General features: G+C 63.8%; 14 protein-coding genes and 1 pseudogene. 7 read left to right on the forward strand and 8 right to left on the reverse strand.

All coding sequences use genetic code 11. From position 1 onward, the window contains the following. Positions 1–222: 222 nt before the first annotated feature. The 5 genes from IE066_RS04155 (at position 223) to IE066_RS04175 (ending at position 6,369) form a co-directional block, all read left to right on the forward strand. Entirely contained in the window at positions 223–651 is a 429-nt protein-coding gene (locus IE066_RS04155) for a helix-turn-helix domain-containing protein (protein WP_189447085.1), read from the forward strand. Positions 652–1,587: 936 nt separating this feature from the next. Further along, positions 1,588–1,809 carry a hypothetical protein gene (locus IE066_RS04160; protein WP_189447086.1) on the forward strand — a complete coding sequence of 74 codons (222 nt, stop codon included), beginning with the start codon at positions 1,588–1,590 and terminating at the stop codon, positions 1,807–1,809. 70 nt (positions 1,810–1,879) lie between these two features. Further along, positions 1,880–3,694 carry a hypothetical protein gene (locus tag IE066_RS04165; protein ID WP_189447087.1) on the forward strand — a complete coding sequence of 605 codons (1,815 nt, stop codon included), beginning with the start codon at positions 1,880–1,882 and terminating at the stop codon, positions 3,692–3,694. A gap of 2 nt (positions 3,695–3,696) precedes the next feature. Continuing rightward, the gene (locus tag IE066_RS04170) at positions 3,697–4,656 is read left to right on the forward strand and encodes an ATP-binding protein (RefSeq protein ID WP_189447088.1); all 960 of its coding nucleotides are present in this window, start codon (positions 3,697–3,699) and stop codon (positions 4,654–4,656) included. A gap of 1,128 nt (positions 4,657–5,784) precedes the next feature. Beyond that, on the forward strand, positions 5,785–6,369 hold the full coding sequence (locus tag IE066_RS04175) for a hypothetical protein (protein WP_189447089.1): 585 nt from the start codon (positions 5,785–5,787) through the stop codon (positions 6,367–6,369). A 1,847-nt stretch (positions 6,370–8,216) separates the two neighbouring features. Here the strand turns inward: IE066_RS04175 and IE066_RS04180 are convergent. The 7 genes from IE066_RS04180 to IE066_RS04210 are packed head-to-tail and all read right to left on the reverse strand — an operon-like array spanning position 8,217 to position 16,127. Beyond that, a complete protein-coding gene (locus IE066_RS04180; protein WP_189447090.1) occupies positions 8,217–8,672 on the reverse strand; it encodes a methyltransferase family protein in 456 nt (151 codons plus the stop codon). Next, the gene (locus IE066_RS04185) at positions 8,669–9,565 is read right to left on the reverse strand and encodes a cation diffusion facilitator family transporter (RefSeq protein WP_189447091.1); all 897 of its coding nucleotides are present in this window, start codon (positions 9,563–9,565) and stop codon (positions 8,669–8,671) included. The genes IE066_RS04180 and IE066_RS04185 overlap by 4 nt, the downstream gene beginning before the upstream one ends. Position 9,566: 1 nt before the next feature. Then, the gene (locus IE066_RS04190; protein ID WP_189447092.1) at positions 9,567–12,761 is read right to left on the reverse strand and encodes an efflux RND transporter permease subunit; all 3,195 of its coding nucleotides are present in this window, start codon (positions 12,759–12,761) and stop codon (positions 9,567–9,569) included. Positions 12,762–12,774: 13 nt separating this feature from the next. Next, entirely contained in the window at positions 12,775–13,791 is a 1,017-nt protein-coding gene (locus IE066_RS04195) for an efflux RND transporter periplasmic adaptor subunit (RefSeq protein WP_189447093.1), read from the reverse strand. Further along, positions 13,788–15,062: a TolC family protein gene (locus IE066_RS04200; RefSeq protein ID WP_189447095.1), complete on the reverse strand. Its 1,275-nt coding sequence runs from the start codon at positions 15,060–15,062 to the stop codon at positions 13,788–13,790. The genes IE066_RS04195 and IE066_RS04200 overlap by 4 nt, the downstream gene beginning before the upstream one ends. A 55-nt stretch (positions 15,063–15,117) precedes the next feature. Further along, complete coding sequence (locus IE066_RS04205; RefSeq protein WP_189447097.1) at positions 15,118–15,510, reverse strand: hypothetical protein; 393 nt, start codon at positions 15,508–15,510, stop codon at positions 15,118–15,120. After that, complete coding sequence (locus IE066_RS04210) at positions 15,507–16,127, reverse strand: cation diffusion facilitator family transporter (RefSeq protein WP_189447100.1); 621 nt, start codon at positions 16,125–16,127, stop codon at positions 15,507–15,509. The genes IE066_RS04205 and IE066_RS04210 overlap by 4 nt, the downstream gene beginning before the upstream one ends. Positions 16,128–16,191: 64 nt before the next feature. Here IE066_RS04210 and IE066_RS04215 point away from each other — a divergent pair, with 64 nt between their 5' ends. Together IE066_RS04215 and IE066_RS04220 are read left to right on the forward strand one after the other, a co-directional pair. After that, the gene (locus IE066_RS04215) at positions 16,192–16,407 is read left to right on the forward strand and encodes a MerR family transcriptional regulator (RefSeq protein ID WP_189447102.1); all 216 of its coding nucleotides are present in this window, start codon (positions 16,192–16,194) and stop codon (positions 16,405–16,407) included. After that, a complete protein-coding gene (locus IE066_RS04220) occupies positions 16,352–16,705 on the forward strand; it encodes a hypothetical protein (RefSeq protein ID WP_189447104.1) in 354 nt (117 codons plus the stop codon). Before IE066_RS04215 ends, IE066_RS04220 begins: the two co-directional genes overlap by 56 nt. Positions 16,706–17,285: 580 nt before the next feature. On the opposite strand, the pseudogene IE066_RS14980 reads toward IE066_RS04220, so the two are convergent. Further along, a pseudogene (locus IE066_RS14980) lies at positions 17,286–17,471 on the reverse strand (DUF2306 domain-containing protein); the annotation flags it as partial. Positions 17,472–18,271 lie beyond the last annotated feature (800 nt).

Genomic DNA, 18,271 nt, shown 5'->3' on the forward strand with positions numbered 1-18,271 from the left:
GGGCGTCCCAATAGCGCCGACACCGCCCGCAGCAGGGCTCTTGTCGCTGCCGCATGGATTCGAAAGCGTGGCGTAATGCTCGGGCATAGATTGAATGCTGACCCCTCGCACTGCCTGCAACTTTGCGCGCAGCGTCACGGCTCTCTAATGGCGGAACGCCGATTGCGACCGGATCAAGAACGGGCTGTCTGTAGACTGAGGCTCCGTTTCTCTGGCGAAGATATGTCGAACTTCAATTCCGTACTGAAAGCTGAGATCGCTCGCGTCGCTCGGAAGGAAATCAAGAACGCGATAGATCCGGTGCGAAAGGCCAACGCCAACCATCGTCGCGAGATCGCGGAACTGAAGCGGCAAGTTCTCACTCTGCAGAAGGAGATTCGCTCGCTCGGGAAGGCATCACGTGTGACTACGCCTGTAGCGGCGGACAGCGGAACCACCACACGCTTCGGGGCGAAGGGACTGAAGTCGCTACGGGCACGCCTCGGCCTGTCGGCGGCGGACTTCGGTCGCCTTGTCGGCGCCAGTGCCCAGTCCATTTACAACTGGGAAGCGGGCAAGGCAGTTCCACGCGCTAGCCAGCAAGCGGCACTGGCTTCGGTCCGTGGGCTCGGCAAACGTGAAGCCGCCAAACGACTCGACGCTCTGGCCTAGACGGACGCTCGCGAAGCGGAAGTTGGCCGCCGACGGAAGATCCAGCCAGCTTTTCAAAGCTGAGGCATTTCCTGCGACTCGGCCGTCTGAGATTCCTGATCGGTATCGCTCGAGCTTGGGCGTCGTGTTGGGTTCCACATGGGGACGCACGCGCCCAGCCGAAGCGATCAAGGTTGTGTCGCGACCGGATTCCACAGAACCCGACATCGGGATTTCTTCCGCTTAGGCACCCAGTGCTGCATCCGGGACGCGCCAGACGCGACCTGAGGGGCAAATTGGCGAGCTGTCAGATCGAGCCGTTCCAGACTCGGTCGACCTCAGGCAGCCTCAAACGCGTTTGTCAGGTCAATTGGTCATCTGGACAGCCTCCCGAAGTACACCTAGTGCGCGAGAGGTAAGTCGTTGATCTGCCAGTGACCGTCCGTCTGATTTCCCCCGATTGGCTGTTGAAGCCGGCAGCCAAAAGTCGTACACCGGTGCTGAGTCGTCAGTGTTGGGGGAGCGATGGCAGTTGTCGAACGGCCTGCTCCGCCCTCGGTGTCACTCGACCTGCGCGAGCGGCGCTCGGTAGCGATTTGTGAGGTCTACAGTTGCCGGCTGAGGCGCACCGTCGTGGTCCACGAGCGCGCCTACTGGGTGCTGCTGTGGCTCGACTGGGCGCCAGACGTCGCAAATTTCGCTGAACGACCCCAGACCCCTGGTCGCAAGGGGGAATGGCTCGCAGACTTTTGGGTTGAAAACCGTTCGGGCGAGCTACTCCTCGATACCCGCCTAGAGCCCGAGCCGCCCAATAGGGTTCAGCTCAGTCCCGCGCCCTGGAGCTTGGAGGGTGCCGACTGCATAGCGGCCGACTCTGGAGTGCTCAGCGTGGGCGCAGCGTGGCACTGGAGTAGGAGAGGCCTCCTTCTCAACTTGGAACGAGCGCAGCCTTTTACGGTGGCCGCCGCGCTTGGCGGGGGGTACCCGGCACTTGCCAACTCGGTGCGCCAAGTCGTCGCGGGCACACCGACCACCGTTCAGCACGTGATCGACCGCATCGGCGGTGAGGAGCACGCGACCATGTGCGCTCTGTTTGCCGAAGTTAAAGGCGGCCGCCTGCGTATCGACTGGACTAAGCCGCTCAATCGCATGACGCGCGTGGAGGCGACCCATGCATAGACGGGTAGTAAGCCGCGTGCCGCGAGAATGGCGTAACCCGGATGACTGGCCTAAGCCGCCGGATTCGGCGGTGCCGGAGGAGCATCGATCGACGTACATGGCTCGATGCGGCGCGCTAACCGACTACCTGGAAGGCAAGTCCCTTGCCGCAATCCGGGAGGCCTACAACATCGACTCCTCCGCCTTGTACAAATTTCTCGATGCATGCCTCAAGCCTGCGCCCGCGGGTGGCATCCGCGGCTTTAGTGCCGTAATCCCCTATGCCCGCACGAGCGGCTACGTGCGCAAAACGGACGTCAATCCAGATCAACTGGCAGCCGGGCGAGGCACGGCTGGCCTGTTCACGGCCTTGCTGGCTGACCATAAGCCCCTCGCGGCGTATGTGGAGGAACGGGCGAAGAAGTACGCCACGGCGGCTTGGGAAAAGAGGCGACTGCCTATCAGGGCCGAGCACGATGCTTTTTGCACGCGAGCCGCCGAATTTCTGAAGAACGATCAATATCCCTTCACTCTGCGGTCGCGCGCGCGGGAGGGATTCAGGACCGCGTTACACGAGGCAATCGCCAAGCATCGCGGCGCGCAAGCCGCCCATTTGGAACCTTCTATGTGGCTGCGCTTTAGGGGCGAGCATCCCGCCTACTACCGACGCATCCAGATTGACGCGCACCAACTCGATGGGTTCATCAGCGCGCGGGTTGAGGGGAAGAAGGGGCGCTTCCGCACTAAAAGGCTACGACCGTGGTTGATAGCCGCCGTCGAGGTCGAGTCGACAAATCTGGTGGGTTGGCATCTAAGCATCGACGATGAGCCAAGTGCGGAAGACGTACTGTGTTGCCTGTACGACATGATGCGTAACGACGACGGTCATCGAGTCGTCGATATGCCCGAATTTTCATTAGAAGATGGGAAGGGGCTACCGTCGCTCGTCGTCGATGGTTGCGCGTCCAGGTATCCCGACGTCGTCGAACTGGACAACGCGCTGGCCCATCACGCACACATTGTGCGCGAGGCGATTACGACGAAATTATTCGCATCTATCCAGCATGGTTGCTCGCACGAGCCACGTCGGCGCGTACAGATCGAGCAATCATTCAATACGCTCACCCATCGCAACATACAGCACTCACTGATGGGAATTCGCCCTGACGCCACCGATCGGGAGCGAGCGATCGCTGAGGAGAATGCCGGCGGGATGACGGTGGAGGCCATGGAAGCCTATCTGCGAATGGTGCTTGGCCGGCACAACGATGCACCGACCGACGCCCATTACGGAAAGGTTCGACTGCAATGTCTACGGGAGGAACCGACCTACGAGCTGCGCCGCGCCGACACCTCGGTCCGCGCAAGCTGGCGGTCCCTCGTCGAACGCGAGATTGTGACGCCGATACGAGCATCGGATGGTCATCCGCCCCACGTGAACCTGCTCAACGCTACCTACTCAAATGACTTGCTGCGGGCCGCTTACGACTTGGTAGGGCGCGACGTCATCGTCGTGGTTAACCTCAACCAGCCCAGGATCGCACGTGCGTACATAAAAGGCGGACTGTCCTTCGGCGTATTGACCGTGCTTGGCCCCTGGCGTGATTTCGAGCATGACTATCGGCTCCGCCGCTTTCTCAGCCGGGCCAAAGGTGACGGTCGATTCCACTGGGTGCCGGGGAAGAGCCCCGAGGAGTGCGTCAACGACTTCCTTAAACGCGTAGGCGGCGAGCGCGCGTCCCAGAAGAGGAGGGCAGGCGGCAACAGCAAGCTACAGAGTGCTCGAGCAGATCAGGCACAAGGCGGCGTTTCCAAGGCCAGGCCCGAAACCAAGCTCGTTTCCAAGCTCGCCGAGGTTCAAACGCTGGACATCGCGTCGATTCTCGGCAGGAAGCTCGAGGGTTAAGCATGAAACCGATCCACCCGATGGGCCGCAATAACGACTTCCTTATGATGACGCGGCCGATCGAGAGGCTTGCGCAGACCTTCCTGCAATGGATCCTGTTCAACCGACCAGGTGGCATGGTCTACGGCCAGCGTCGCCGAGGAAAGTCACGGGCCATCGCGTGGATCCGGAAATATCTGAAAGAGCTATTGGGCTACCCCATCGAAGTCGTGCATGTTTGCGCGCGACAGCCGAAGAACGAGCCGTATCGTGTTCAACACTTCTTCGACAACCTCTTGGACGCGCTTAATGAGCCGACATCCAGCCGCGAGACCACATCGGCCAAGTTCACCAAGATCCGTAACAAGCTGATCGTGTACGCGCGCCGCTGCCCGGCGCGAAAAGTGGTGATCGTGATCGACGACGCACAGCGCCTGCAGAAGCCGCATTACGAATGGCTTATGTCGTTTCTCAACGAAATCGAGGTGAAGTACCGCATGCAGGCCGTGGTCTTCCTCGTCGGACAGCCGGAGCTTGCCCTGATTCGAGAACTGTTCGTGAGTTCCGGGGAACTTCAACTCACCGGACGTTTCATGCCGGAAGCAGTGGAGTTCGTGGGCCACCGGAGCGCCGAGGAGCTGAGATATTCCTTCGACCGCATCGATCAGCATTTGTTTTGGCCCCGAGATTCGGGAATCAGCTACACCGCGTATCACGCACCCGAAGCGGTGGCTGCAAATTGGGGATTGGCGCTCGAAGCCGACAAATTCTGGGACGCATGGGTGGCGACCCGTGAGGCGCAGAAGATCCCATTTCCCGAAGACATGTCGATGCAGGCGCTTACCGGCATTGCCTACTTCACGTTGGTGGGGTTTGCATCCCAGCCGGGGTTCACGCGCCTTTCCGAAACCGACATTGCGACGATCATTGAGGCTCAGGGGTACTTGGAGATCGAAGTCTCGGAGGAGACGGAGGCAGTATAGCCAGTTGAGCCGGCGCTACTTACAGCTGAGGATCAAGCGATGCCTGTCCAGCAAGCCGTTCGCGCTCCAGAGCGGATCACGTTCAACCGGTGGCCAGTAGCAGTGCTTCCCGGAGCGTCGATCTACGGACTGATCGGCGTCCAGGCGTTGCTCGGTGCGTGGACAGCCCGAGAGCGCAACGCACTTCTGGGTAATGCCGCTCCGGGCTCTCCGCGCCAGTGGCAAGAACTAGTGAGCTCCCGCAACAAGGGCCGTGTCTCGCGCTTCCTAAAGCTACGCCCTGACGAGCTGGAGAAGAGTTGCGATATCTCAGCGCATTACCCTGAGGGCGTTCCATTGGAGTGCCGGCATGTTGGGCCGCGCCTCCGCTACTGCGCTTCGTGTATGCGCGAGGGTCATCACAGCAAGCTCTTTCAAGTGCCCTGGATTCGAGCCTGCCCCGTGCATACGGGCGAGCTCATTCGTGACCAATGCGCATGCGGGCACGCATGGTCCACGGTAATCCCGATCGACCCATCCCGAATGCTGGTGTGCCCCACGTGCGATGCACGACTATGCGATGAGAGCGCAGCTCTAAGCTTGGATTCGGAAGAGCCCGTAGGCAGCCGTCGGGCGCGATGGCAGTCCATTCTCGTCGAGCACAATCGCTGGATCCGCGATATCAATGCCTCTAGTGCGGTTGCGTCGACCCACTTCAATAATTCTGAGATGGGCTTCGACTCGCTCCTGATAACACTAATAGTCGAACTTGCAGAGCTCGTCCCTGCGTCACCGGCAATCACTGCCGCGCTGTTCACACGAAGGAGTGCGCCCGGCGGGCCGGTTTGGAGGCATTGGCGCGACATAGATGACACACCGCTCCATCAGGTTTTGGGGCATAGCACTGTCGCGGACATGGGAGAAGCATGTGCGCGATACTATTTTGCGCTTCCTGTCGCCGAATCGACCTGCACCGCGCTATCGAGGGCGTTTGATCGACTCCGCCGGCGCCGCAACGTCGACGCAATAGGGAGTCGCCTGCCAACGTCAAGTCGTCACTTCGATCCTTGTGACGGTGCGAAAGAAGGCATGCTCCGATGGTTCTGGAACGGAAAATCCACGCACCCAGCTTTGATTATAAGTTTTCGCATGTTCACGCAGATGGTCGCCATTGCGACCGTTCACGGGAAAAGTTACGTCGACTACCCGAACCACAGCTTCAGGGAGGCGCCCGCGGTGGCAGCCGCCAACTGGGTGGCGGAAAATTGGGGCACGTTCGCGCTGACGAAGCGCCCATTTCAGGAAACGACAGTAGAGGAAACAACACCGACCATCCCCGGGCGTCTGACGGCATGGTTTTGGGAGCGGTTGATCGCATCGGGTTGGTTTGAGGCGATTGGCGAACTCGACCATCGGATGCTGGGGTCGGGTTATGCCGGTTGCGGACAAATGACATACAAGAACGGTCTCGAGGAGTATGCCCAGCCGATGTGGATTGAAGGTGCCCTGCAAAGGCGGTGGCCGGGTCGCCGCTGCGAGCCTTGGGCGGCGGGGCCGCGAGGTGAGGGCTGGGGCTGCATCGTGCTGCGCGACGCTCCGCGCGATCGCTGGGTCACGATCATTGGGCGCACGGATTCCGGTCGGCGTGCGCGCAGTTCAGGCGGACGGTGGCTTGCGCCGCGGGTTGTCGAGAAGTTTCTCGACGGTTATAGGTTTGTTCGCCCCGGACCCTGAAGTAAATGCCCATCCACCGGCACCACTGGCCTGTTCCCTCTGGGCCGAGCTTGGTCGCGGTGTTGTCTAGATGTGCGCCCGCTGCGGCGAACCAACTGCTGGAACGACTGAAACTCCCGCGAGGACCCAGCGCAAACAGTTGGACAGGGATTGACGATCGTCTCGATGGCGGTGCCGCCAGTCACCTGTTCCGACTCCGACCGTTCGAGCGGCGTATCGCGTTCACGCCTGACGCGTTCGACCTGGAAGCCTGCCCACTGGCATGGCGCGAGCGCCTGAGGTTCTGCCGGGTGTGCATTGCGACGGGATTTCACGCGTGGTTCCATCAACTAGACGCACTGCGCTCGTGCCCGATGCATGGCGGGTCCATGCTGGACGGATGCCCAAGGTGCGGCGCGCACCTTCCAACATGGCGCCGACCAAGCCTGCGCGCCTGGCGGGCGATGTTTGCTTGCCCGGAATGCGGTGAGGACTTGTTCGATGAATCGTCCCTACTCTCCTTAGCGTCTGGCGTGAGGGGAAGGGTGATTTTGGAGGTGGTCCAGGCTCTCAGGACGTGGCGCCGAGATGTCGACCACACTGTTCTCGCGGGCGTTCAGTTTTCCAGTGCTGCCCTTGATGACGAATCCCGGATCATCTTCGGGCGCGGCCTATTAGCGTTGATGCAGGTGTCCGTGCCGACATCACTCTCACCGCTGGTCCAGACGCCGTCCGTTCCGCCAGGGCTGGCAAGCATCTTCCATCGATTGGGAGATTGCGCATCAGTGCCCGAGTGCGAAATGAGCACGACAGACAATGTTCAGCCCGGGGGTAGGTCGGCCGAGGTGCCGGGACGAGGCGCATGGTCCCAGGTCATTTCGGCGCGTAGCCTACGGACGCTGCGCTCCCTGGAAGGCCGCCTCTCGCGTGCGATAGCAAGCGATGAGGCGAGGGCCGTGCGCGCTGGCGCGGGGTCCTGGGTTGCAGGCTTTCGGCGACGAGCGCTGATCCATCGCAGGAAGCTGCTGGCACTTGTAGGCGAGCCGCCACGACTTTCCTGGTCGAAAGATCTTTCGGACAGCGAACCGCAGCGGCTGTTGAAACATCTCGAGACGCGTGCCGCGACGTACGGGCGCCGCGAGCCCTGGTCGGAGGACTTCACTGCGTGGTGTCGCGAGCGATTGATGCTTCACTGGTTGGTCGATACCACGATAGAAGTTACGAGGATCACGTCGTATCCAGCTGCAGCGCGGCCGGATCCAATGCTCCTCGCCTGGCCAACAGTGGACTTGGCCATCGATGGGCCTCGCGTCCAATACGCCGCGTGCGTGCTGCGAGGCTCCCAGGATGGCGACTGGATCGGCGTGTTCCAATCGCTGGTTTCACCGCGCCCGCATCCGGCGCCAGCTTGACCGGTGGCGTCGCGCGCCGCTGCTGCCTCGATCGCGAAGCGGCTCTAGCCGGCGGGTTCAGCGCATACGCGGTTGACTCCGATCGACAGGCCAGCCACTGCGTATACCGATCGTCTTGATCATTTGTGCCAGCGCCTTCTGAACCAGGTTCCGATCTCGACCAGTTGCCGTGCGATGTGACTCTATAGCGTTGACCGCTCGAACGTCCTCGACCGGCTAGCCGTGTGATGCCTAGCAATCTGCTACTGAACGCCTCGCTGCATATAGCCAGCTTGTTGAACGAGCGCACCCAGCTTGCTCCACGATGACTGTCTTACAACCTGAACTTGGTAGCCGCCCGATTGCATCTGGTCAGTTCCTTGGTGCTGGTGGTTAGCGCCTTGGCAAAGTGGCACCTTTAACTCTGTTTCGGTCCGACTAATCCAAAGCGCCTCTCTGTCCGACGACTGCTCGACGCTACAGCCAACGGCGCACGCGTGCCTTGTAGTAGTCGAAGGCCTCCCCAAAGCGAACACTAAGCGCGGCTTCCTCGGGCGGGATCTGGAAGTGGTTCAAGTACAAGACGAATGCTAGCGTCACAACGACGCCTGGGAGGCTTGCCAGTGCCAGAACCCAGCCCGCCAGTAGCAAGGCAAACCCGAGGTACATCGGATTGCGGGTAACTCGATAGATCCCGCCCACGACCAACGCCGAGGCCCTGTCAGGGTGGAATGGGTCCACCGTCGTTTGGGCCCGTCGGAACTCGACGACGCCCGCCAACGCCACAGCGACCCCGAGGCTGGCGACTAATACACCTGCGACTTGGAAGCCAGGCGTCGTCAATGAAGGCCCGGCCATGCCATCGATCAGCCACGCCGTACCCGCAGCGACACCGAGTACAAGGAGCGGTGGCACCTTGGGAGCACGCTTCATGCATGTCCTCCATGGTCCCCACAGCTCGCGGCTTCCACCTGCAAGGTCGTATGCTCGATGTGGAACTGCCTCGCCAGCATGCTGGCAGCTGCGGCACGGACGGTGTCGGGTCCCGTGGCGGCGTCGCTCAGCACCAGATGCGCCGTGAGCACCGGCTCCTTTGAACCTAGCGCCCAAACGTGCAGATCATGGACCTCGCGGACGCCCTCGAGAGCCTGCAGCGCACTGCGGATCGAGCCCGCATCGAGGCCCTGCGGTACGCCCTGCATCAGCACCTGTCCCGCCTCACGCAATAGGGTCCAAGTTCTCGGCAGGACCCACAGTCCGATCAGCACGGCCAGGATGGGGTCAACGACTGTCCAGCCCGTGAGCTTGATGACGATCGCGGCGACTATCACGCCAACCGAGCCCAGCATGTCGGCCCAGACCTCGAGGTAGGCCCCTTTCACGTTTAGGCTTTGACCGCTGCCGGCCTTGAGCAGCCGCATCGAGATCAGGTTCACGGCGAGACCCAATGCCGCGATCACCAGCATTCCGGTCGAGGCGACCTCGGGTGGCTCGCGGAATCGTCCGACTGCCTCCCACAGGATGTAGAAGGCGACGACGAACAGCAGCACCCCGTTGATGAGGGCACCGATCGCCTCCATCCGCGCGTAGCCGTAGGTTCGCTTGGCATCGGGCGGCTTGCGGCTCAGTCGCACGGCGACAAGGGAAATCGCTAGCGCGATGACGTCGGTGGCCATATGCGCCGCGTCGGACAACAGCGCCAAGCTGTTGGTCAGGATGCCCCCGACGACCTCAGCGACGAGGAACACGGCCGTCAGTCCGAAAGCAATCCAAAGCGGCTTTTCGTGCTTGATCTCGCCAGTGCCGTGATCGTGTCCTGCGCCCATGTCAGGCCTCCTTCGGAAGCGCGGTTGTTGTCGCAGCATCCTGCTCGCGATGCAGCCAGCGATACAGCACCGGCAGCACGAGCAACGTCAGCAGGGTCGAAGACACGATGCCGCCGATCACGACTGTCGCCAGCGGTCGCTGCACCTCTGAGCCCGCACCCACGTTGAGCGCCATCGGCACGAAGCCCAGCGAGGCCACAAGCGCCGTCATCAGCACCGGCCGCAGCCGGCCAATCGCGCCATCGACGACGGCGGTGTCGAGCGACCGGCCCTGCTCACGCAGGCTTCGGATGAAGGCAATCATGACGAGGCCATTGAGGACGGCCACGCCAGACAGCGCGATGAAACCCACCCCGGCAGAGATCGACAGCGGTATGCCGCGCAGCGCCAGCGCGATGACGCCCCCGGTCAGCGCCAGGGGAACGCCGCTGAAAACGATTCCGGCGTCCTTTGCCGAGCCGAACGCCATGAAAAGCAGTCCGAAGATCACAAGCAGCGTCACAGGGACCACGATCGCCAGTCGCTGGCTTGCCGAGACGAGCTGCTCGAATGTCCCACCGTAGTCGAGCCAGTAACCCTCGGGGAGACGGACCTTGTCGTTGACTGCGGCCTGCAGGTCCTCGACGAAGCTGCCCAGGTCGCGCCCGCGGACGTTGGCAGTCACGACGATACGGCGCTTGCCGTTCTCGCGATTGATCTGGTTCGGCCCGAGGCGTGACTCGATTCGGGCGACCTCGCGCAAGGGAACGGTGCGCGCTTCCCCGCCGCGCCATGCGGCGCCCCGGCTCGACTCGTCGCCATGCGCACTGCCCGCGCCCAAGGCGATCGGCAGGTCGGCCAGCGCCGCGGGATCCTGTCGGACGGACTCAGGCAGACGGACCACCAGATCAAAGCGTCGATCGCCCTCGAACAGCTGGCCGGCTTCTTCACCGCCCACCGCGGTAGCTACGGTTTCCTGCACGTCCGATGGATTGAGACCGTAGTTCGCGAGAGCCTGCCGGTCCGGCTCCACAGTCAGCAGCGGAAGTCCTGTGACCTGCTCGGTTTTGACGTCGGCCGCCCCTTCGACCGCGCTCATCACCCTCTGCACCTGGGCGGCGGTGCGCACGAGCTGGTCCAGGTCATCGCCGTAGATCTTGACCGCCACATCCGCGCGCACCCCAGAGATCAACTCGTTGGTGCGCATCTGGATCGGCTGCGTCATCTCGTAGTTGCTGCCCGGAATTCCGGCGATCAACTCGTCGACTTCAGCTACGAGCTCCTCCTTGGTCTTACGCGTGTTCGGCCAGTCCTTGCGCTCCTTTAACATCACGAAGGTGTCGGCGATAGACGGCGGCATGGGGTCGCTTGCGACCTCAGCCGTGCCGATCTTGCCGAACACACGGTCGACCTCCGGCAGGGTAGCCAGTGACTTCTCCAAGGTCTCCTGCATCTGCACCGACTGCGTCAGGCTGGTACCGGGGATGCGCAACGCTTGGACGAGCACGTCGCCTTCGTCGAGATTCGGGATGAACTCCGAGCCGAGCCGGGTGGTCAGCAGGCCGGTCAAGACGACCAAGCCCGCCGCTCCACCCAGCACGGCCAAGCGATGGCGCAGCGACCAGCGCAGCAGCGGTGCGTAGTGGCGCGAAAACCAGCTCATCACCTTGTTCTCGTGCTCGGCGACGCGCCCGCCCAGGAACAGCGCCACCGCTGCGGGAACGAACGTGAGCGACAACAGCATCGCACCGGTCAGCGCCAGCACCACGGTGATCGCCATCGGGTGGAACATCTTCCCCTCGATGCCGGACAGGGCAAAGATCGGGAAATAGACCGCTGTGATGATGCCGATCCCGAACAGGCTGGGCCGGATGACTTCGGCCGTCGCACTCGCAGTAGCGTCGAAGCGTTCTTCGTCCGTCATTGCCCGCCCGAGGCGCTGCTGGATCTCGCCAAAGCGCTTGAGGCAGTTCTCGATGATGATCACCGCGCCGTCGACGATCAGGCCGAAGTCGAGTGCACCCAGGCTCATTAGGTTGCCGGACACGCCGCCGCGCACCATGCCGGTCAGGGTAAACAGCATGGCCAGCGGGATGACCGCGGCGGTGATCAATGCCGCGCGGAAGTTTCCGAGCAGCAGGAACAGCACCACCACGACGAGCAATGCGCCTTCGACCAGGTTCTTGGCCACCGTCTTGATCGTGCGGTCGACCAGTGAGGTCCGGTCGTAGACCGATTCGGCGCGCACGCCCTTGGGCAGGCTTGCGTTGGCGGCTTCGAGCTTCGCGCCTGCGGCCTGCGACACGTCGCGGCTGTTGGCCCCGACGAGCATGACCACGGTGCCGATGACGACCTCCTCGCCGTTCTCGGTCGCCGCACCTGAGCGCAATTCCCGCCCTTCGCCCACGCTGGCGACATCGCGGACCCGGATCGGCACGCCCTCGCGCCGGTCCAGCACGATGTTGCGGATCGCCTCGAGGTCATCGACCTGGCCGGGGACACGGACGAGCAACTGCTGACCGTTGCGCTCGATGTAACCGGCGCCGACGTTCTGGTTATTGGCCGCCAGCGCAGTGACGATGTCCTCCAGCGTGAAGTCCAGCGAGACCAGCACGGCCGGGTCCGGGGTGATGTGGATCTGCCGCTCGTAACCGCCAATCGTGTTGACCTCGGTGACGCCCGGCACGTTCCGCAGCTGCGGACGGATGACCCAGTCCTGCAGGGTGCGAAGGTCGGTCGGTGTGTACTTCGAGCCGTCCTTCTTCCGCGCGTTGGGCTCGGCCTTCACCGTGTACATGAAGATCTCGCCCATGCCGGTGGCGATCGGGCCCATCGACGGCTCGAGCCCCGCTGGGAGCTGGGAACGGGCCTGCTGCAGGCGCTCGGACACCTGCTGACGGGCAAAGAAGATGTCGGTGCCGTCCTTGAAGACGACGGTTACCTGAGACAGGCCGTAGCGGGACAACGATCGCGTGTAGTCGAGCGCAGGCAGGCCCGCCAACGCGGTTTCAATCGGATACGTGACCCGCTGCTCGGCCTCCAGCGGCGAATAGCCGGGCGCCTCGGTATTGATCTGGACCTGGATGTTGGTGATGTCGGGGGTCGCATCGATCGGCAGCTTCGTGAAGCTCCAGATCCCGACAGCGGCTAAGGCCAACGTGAGGATGAGCATCAGCCACCGATGCGCGATCGCGAATCGGATAATTTTCTCGAGCATGGTCAGGCCCGCCTCAGTGATCGTGCTCGGCGGTCGACTTCTCGATATCCGCCTTGATGAGGAAGCTCTGCTCGGTCACGACCGACTCGCCCGGCTTGAGCCCGGCCAACACTTCGACCCGCCGTGCGTCGCGTTTGCCCAGGCGTACCGGGCGCTGCGTGTACTTCTCGCCGACGACCACGAACACGACGTCCTCGGCTCCCGCGGTCTGCAGGGCCGTCAGCGGGATCGTGATCGCGCTACGCTGCTCGTCCACCGTGATCCGCGCACGCACCGCGGAACCGGGGCGCCACATCCCATCGCTGTTCTTGATTCGGGCCCGGGCGACCGTGCTCTGGCTGGCGGTAGCCGTGCTCGGCAGGATCCGCTCGATCTGCGTTTCGGCGCTCTCGCCGTCGCTCATGCGCGTGATCACCACGCCATTGCCCGGGCGGATGTGCTGCGCATCGCGGCCGAAGATGTGCAGGTCGACCCACAGATCGCCCAGGTTGGCGATCTCGTACAGCGCCATACCTTCGGTGGCGACCGCGCCAACCGACGCCTCTCGTGCGAGGACGACGCCGGAGATCGGCGCGTTGATCGTGTAGGTCGTCAGGCTCAGGTTGCTTTCGATCGTCGCCAGCGGTTGGCCGGCGCGGACTGTGTCGCCGACGTTGGCGCGCAAGGCGCGGATCGGCCCGGGGAAGCGCGCCTGCACCTTGGCGATGCTGCCTTCGACCGGCGTGAGCAGGCCTTGCACCTCGTGCTGGTCCGCAATCACGCCTTGGCCCGCGTGCTCGACGCGAACGCCCATCGCGGCAGCCCGCTGGGTCGGGATCGTGGTCGACGGCACTTCATCGGCGTGGCCTTCGCCTTCGTGCTTCTCGCCTTCAGCGTGCTCGCCGCCTTCCTCGGCGTGCCCTTCGGTCTCGGCGTGCCCTTCGGTCTCGGCGTGCTCGTCGGCCGCGCCGGGCTGGGCTGCTTTGTCACCGCAGCCGACGAGCAACAGCGCGCCAAGCAGCGCGGTGATGGTGATGACGGAACGGCTCATGGGGACTCTCCAGGTATGCGCTCGGCCGGGCCTGCCACGAAGGGCTGGCCGGTCAGGCGCTGGATTTCAATCAGGGCGCGCTGGGCTTCAAGCGCAGCTTCGAGTTGTTGCTTGCGTGCGCTGGTGCGCTCGGATTGGAGCTGCGCCCACTCGAGGTAGCTGATGGCGCCGGCGCGGTACGCGCGCTCGGCCGCACTTTCGGCGCGTCCGAGTTTCGGGATGACCTCGCTGCCCAGGCGACGGACCTCGAGCTGCGCCGACAGGTAACGCCCATGCGCGTCCGCCAGCGTGGAGTACAGCGACAGGTTCCGCGACTCACGCTCAATCTCCAGGAGCGCGAGTTCGGCTTCGGCTACGCGGATTTCGGGCTCTGCGCGGCTGCGCGCGCCCAGCGGCATGGAGGCACTCGCGACGAAGCCGAAATCGTCCGTGGCCTGGAGACGGCGCACGCCCACTTGCCAATCGATGTCAGGCGTCGCCTGCGTGCGGGCCAGCTGCAGGCGCGCCTCGCGAATGCGCTGCTCGCCGGCAAACTGGGCAATCTCGGGCGTGCGGGCCAACCATGTCGTCAATTCGTCGAACGACACGACCTTCGGCAGGTCCAGCGGGCTGCCGGCAACGACCTCGAAGCTAGGGTCTCGCTCTCCCCAGAGGGCCGCGAGGTGCTGCTTCGCGCCGGCCTCCCGCTGGACGGCGCGGGCGCGCTCGAGCTCGGCGCGTGCCAGCGCCGCTTCGGCGGTGAGCACCACCGACTCCGGTGACGCGCCTGCCTGCAGGCGCTGGCGGGCACCGGCGACTGTGCGCTTGCGCTGGCCGATGTCGAGGTCGGCGATCTCGCGCTGCCGCTGAGCAGACACGACCGCGAGGTAGCGGCGGGCGACCTCTGCCAGCAGGTCGAGCCGCTTGGACTCCCGCTGCAGCGCCAGCGAATCGATGCGCGATTGCACGAGTGCACGTCGGGCATCGAGCTTGCCCCCGCGCTCGAGCACCGAGGTCAGGGTAAGGGTGAGCTCGGCCCCAGAGAGGCCGCTGGCTTCGCCGGTCCCGAGGACGTTCTCGGCGGATGCCCCGACCACGAGCGGCGGCTTGAAGCTTGCGCGGTCGAGTTCTGCAGTCAGGACAGTTCGCTGGCCTCCGGCCAGACGCAGGTCGGGATGGGCTTGTTCGACGCGCGCGAATGCATCGTCGAGGGTGAGGCGGTCAGCTGCAAGTGCCGGCAAGGCAAGCATCGCGGCGACACACGCGGCCAAGGCCGCGAGTCGTGCACGCATGGGATGTACTCCGTAAGGCGAAGACGGGAAACCGCCGGCGTAGCCGGCTGTCGGGTCAGACCTGGATCGGAGGACGGAATGGGGCCAGGCGGGGCTCGTTGGCAGGTCGCTCGAGAGCCGAACAGACGGCCAAAGGCCCTGCCACCATGGGAACTAGCGCCGCGTTGAAGCTAACCGCGGGCACGGCGGTCTGCCCGCAGCAGTGCGCCATGTGGTGGACCAGGTGCAGCGTGGTCGCTTCGCGGTCGCCGGCCTCGCCTTGGGCGGCGAGCTCGGCCCGGACGTCGTCGTGGCCATCTCCGGAGACATGCGTCTCGGCAAAACCATGGGTCAGCTCGTGCATCTCGCCGACCGATGCCAGCACCGGCTGCACGATCATCGCCAGCACCAGGCAGGTCGAGACCAGCCAGTGCAGCAGGGATCGGCGGCGGCGGGTGAGCAGGCTCATCGTTGATCGTCGGCGACGGCGGGTCGCCGTGCCTTGCGTGCCTCGGACAGGATCTCGACGGCTTCTTTGACCACGTAGAGGCCAATGAGGCTGCCGATGACGTAGTCAGGGTACGGTGAACCGAGGAGCAGCACCAACACGCCCGCGGCGATCACGCCGACATTGGCGATGACGTCGGCCCGCGTGAAGATCCAGGTGGCACGCAGGTGCACCTCGCCCTGCTTGAGGGGTGCCAGCAGGCGAAGCACGGTGAGATTGACGGCCAGCGACAGGGTCGCCGTCGCGATCATCCATCCGCTCTCGGGCTCGGCCCCGGCGCCAATGCGCCGAATGACTTCTAACAGCAGGCCCAGGCCAAGGACCAGCAACGCGATGCCGCTCGCCGTCGCTGCGTTCGCCTTGAACCGCGCCGACCGACCGATTGCGGCGAGGCCGATCGCATAGGCAGCCGCGTCGGACAGCATGTCTAGGGCGTCCGCCAGCAGGCCGGTCGACTGGCCGATCCAGCCCGCCACGCCGCCGACGACGGCCATGAGGGCGTTCAACGCCAGCGCGATCACCAGGATCCGGCGCTCGCCGCCGTCCTTCGCTTCGTGGTGGCAACCGCAGTCGCTCATGGTGGCTATCGGGGGGTGGAGCGCGCATCCTAAAGTCTGTAGTCGCTACAGGGTCAAGTCCCAAATGAAGATCGGCCAGGTATCGGCGGCCAGTGGCTGCCAGATAGAAACCATTCGCTACTACGAGCGGATCGGGCTCCTAAAGGCGCCCGCCCGCACCGAAGCTGGCTACCGGCACTACACGGACGCCGACGTAGACCGCCTGCGCTTTGTAGCGCGGGGACGTGCCTTGGTCGCTCGACGCGTTCATTTGCCTGCTGTGCCTGGCCTGCAAAGGTGACCTGCTCGACCACGACCCCAGTCACTTCACGCCGGCCCGCTGCGCGCTAGACCTGTTTCCGCGTGTCGTCCATCGGTATCCCGCGCTGGCCTTTCAGTGGGAGAAGCTCTACGCCTGCTTGTCGCGCATCTTCTGGCAGCGCGCTTACAGCAACGGTGTGGGTTACGAGTTCGACATCGAAGTCACTCGTAAGAACCTGCTCGCGTTGCAGGAGGGAAGACCAGACGACATGACGCTGTACTCCGGGCGGCGGACGCCCCGCGACCAGGAGCAGCAGGTGATCACCACCAGCGCATAGGCGCCAACCGATGACCGCTCGCCGGTCAGTAGCTACTTCGATCGTGGTGACCAGCGCTGATCATGACCGGTACTTGGTCCGTGTTGGTCGTCTAGCTGTTCAAGCCTGTCCGGAACTCTGACGCATAACGACCAGCGCACGCAGCCACGGAGCCAACGCGAACGTCCGTGCGTAACGCCCCAGACGGACGGGAAGAGTAAAAGGTTTCGACCGGGCACCTGAGCCGGTTGGACGCCCATGTGGAAAGCTCGCTGCGTACGGTCGCGCAAGTATCGCGAGAGGGAGGCGCTCGACATTTCGAGTCCAACACTATGCGTGGGACAGTCCCAGTGCATCGGCCGCGCCGTAGTGCCTGCAACCCGGAATTTCCTCTTGAGGGCGGCTGAGTTAGGGTGCCCGCTTATCGGCCGCAAGCACAAGCTAGAGGCGGGTGAATGCGCCGGTCGCCGCCGGAAGTTTGCAACGGCGCTAAAACTGGCTGCTCTTCCGCGTTCGCTCATTTTCCAATGATCCGAATCCTCAGTGGCAGCGCCCGACCCAGGCCTGCCATAGGCCGAGTGGGGGCCGGAGGCGCATCGCGTTACCGAGGTTGCCGTCTTCTAGCGATGCGAAAAATCTCAACCGCGACTAGCTTGGGGACCCACGAAGCCCACGCGATGATCGGATAGGCGTACTCGAAGGAAGCGCCCGCCAAGAGTGATGCCGGCAGATAGATACGAAGCGTCACGGCCCCGAAAGTCAACTCGAAGCTGCGGATCATCCATCGTGCATGCGCACCAGCATCGTTCTAGCGGATGCACGCCTCCCGGCTCGCCCAGCTGGATGCCGCTTTGCCTGCCGGAGACTGAATCGTCGGTGGCCTGGCCGAGCTGCTGATTCCCTCCGATGGCGTCGGCGAGCTCGAACTGCTCTGGCCCCTGCTGTCGCGGCCAGCCGCGGAAGGGCGCACGGTCGTCCTGATGATCCCGCCGTACCGCCCGTATTCCCGGCCTCGCACCGCGCCGGCGTCGGGCTGGGCTCGGTCAAGGTCTCAGCGTCGACGCCCGCGAGGCCCTGTGGGCCGTCGAGCAGGGCGCGCGCTCGGAGGCATGGTTCAGCGCCTTCTAACCTGCCATTTCCAGGCAATTGATTTTCCTAGAAACGCCCCGCCTGATGACTCCGCCCGCCTGCGTTAGTTCCCGCAGTCCACATGGGCGCAGCATCCGATAGCCCGCCGTGGATGAAAGCAGTGTTCTACCACTTCCAGAAGCGGTGACCCCGCTTAGCGTTCACGGTGAAACCGTGCCGGGGTAGGCCGGTGTCGGAGAAGGCGACACCGATGGGACAGGCCCGGCCGATACGGTCACCCGTCCGGCTGGCGAGGCAGACGGGGACGGGGAGTCCAACTGCAGCCGGCGAGTAGTCTCTCGCTTCGCGAGACCTCAAGTGCCTCAAAGCACAAATGTCGCGGTTCTTCGCGCGGGCGGGCCGATGGCGCATTTTCGCGGACCTGCTATGGGTCGTCGCCCGTGAGAGCCGCGCTAGACGGGACGGTGGACCAGAAGCTGGCATGCAGGTTTGTTGCAT

The organism is Cognatilysobacter xinjiangensis (genome assembly GCF_014651995.1).
Lineage (GTDB): Bacteria > Pseudomonadota > Gammaproteobacteria > Xanthomonadales > Xanthomonadaceae > Cognatilysobacter > Cognatilysobacter xinjiangensis.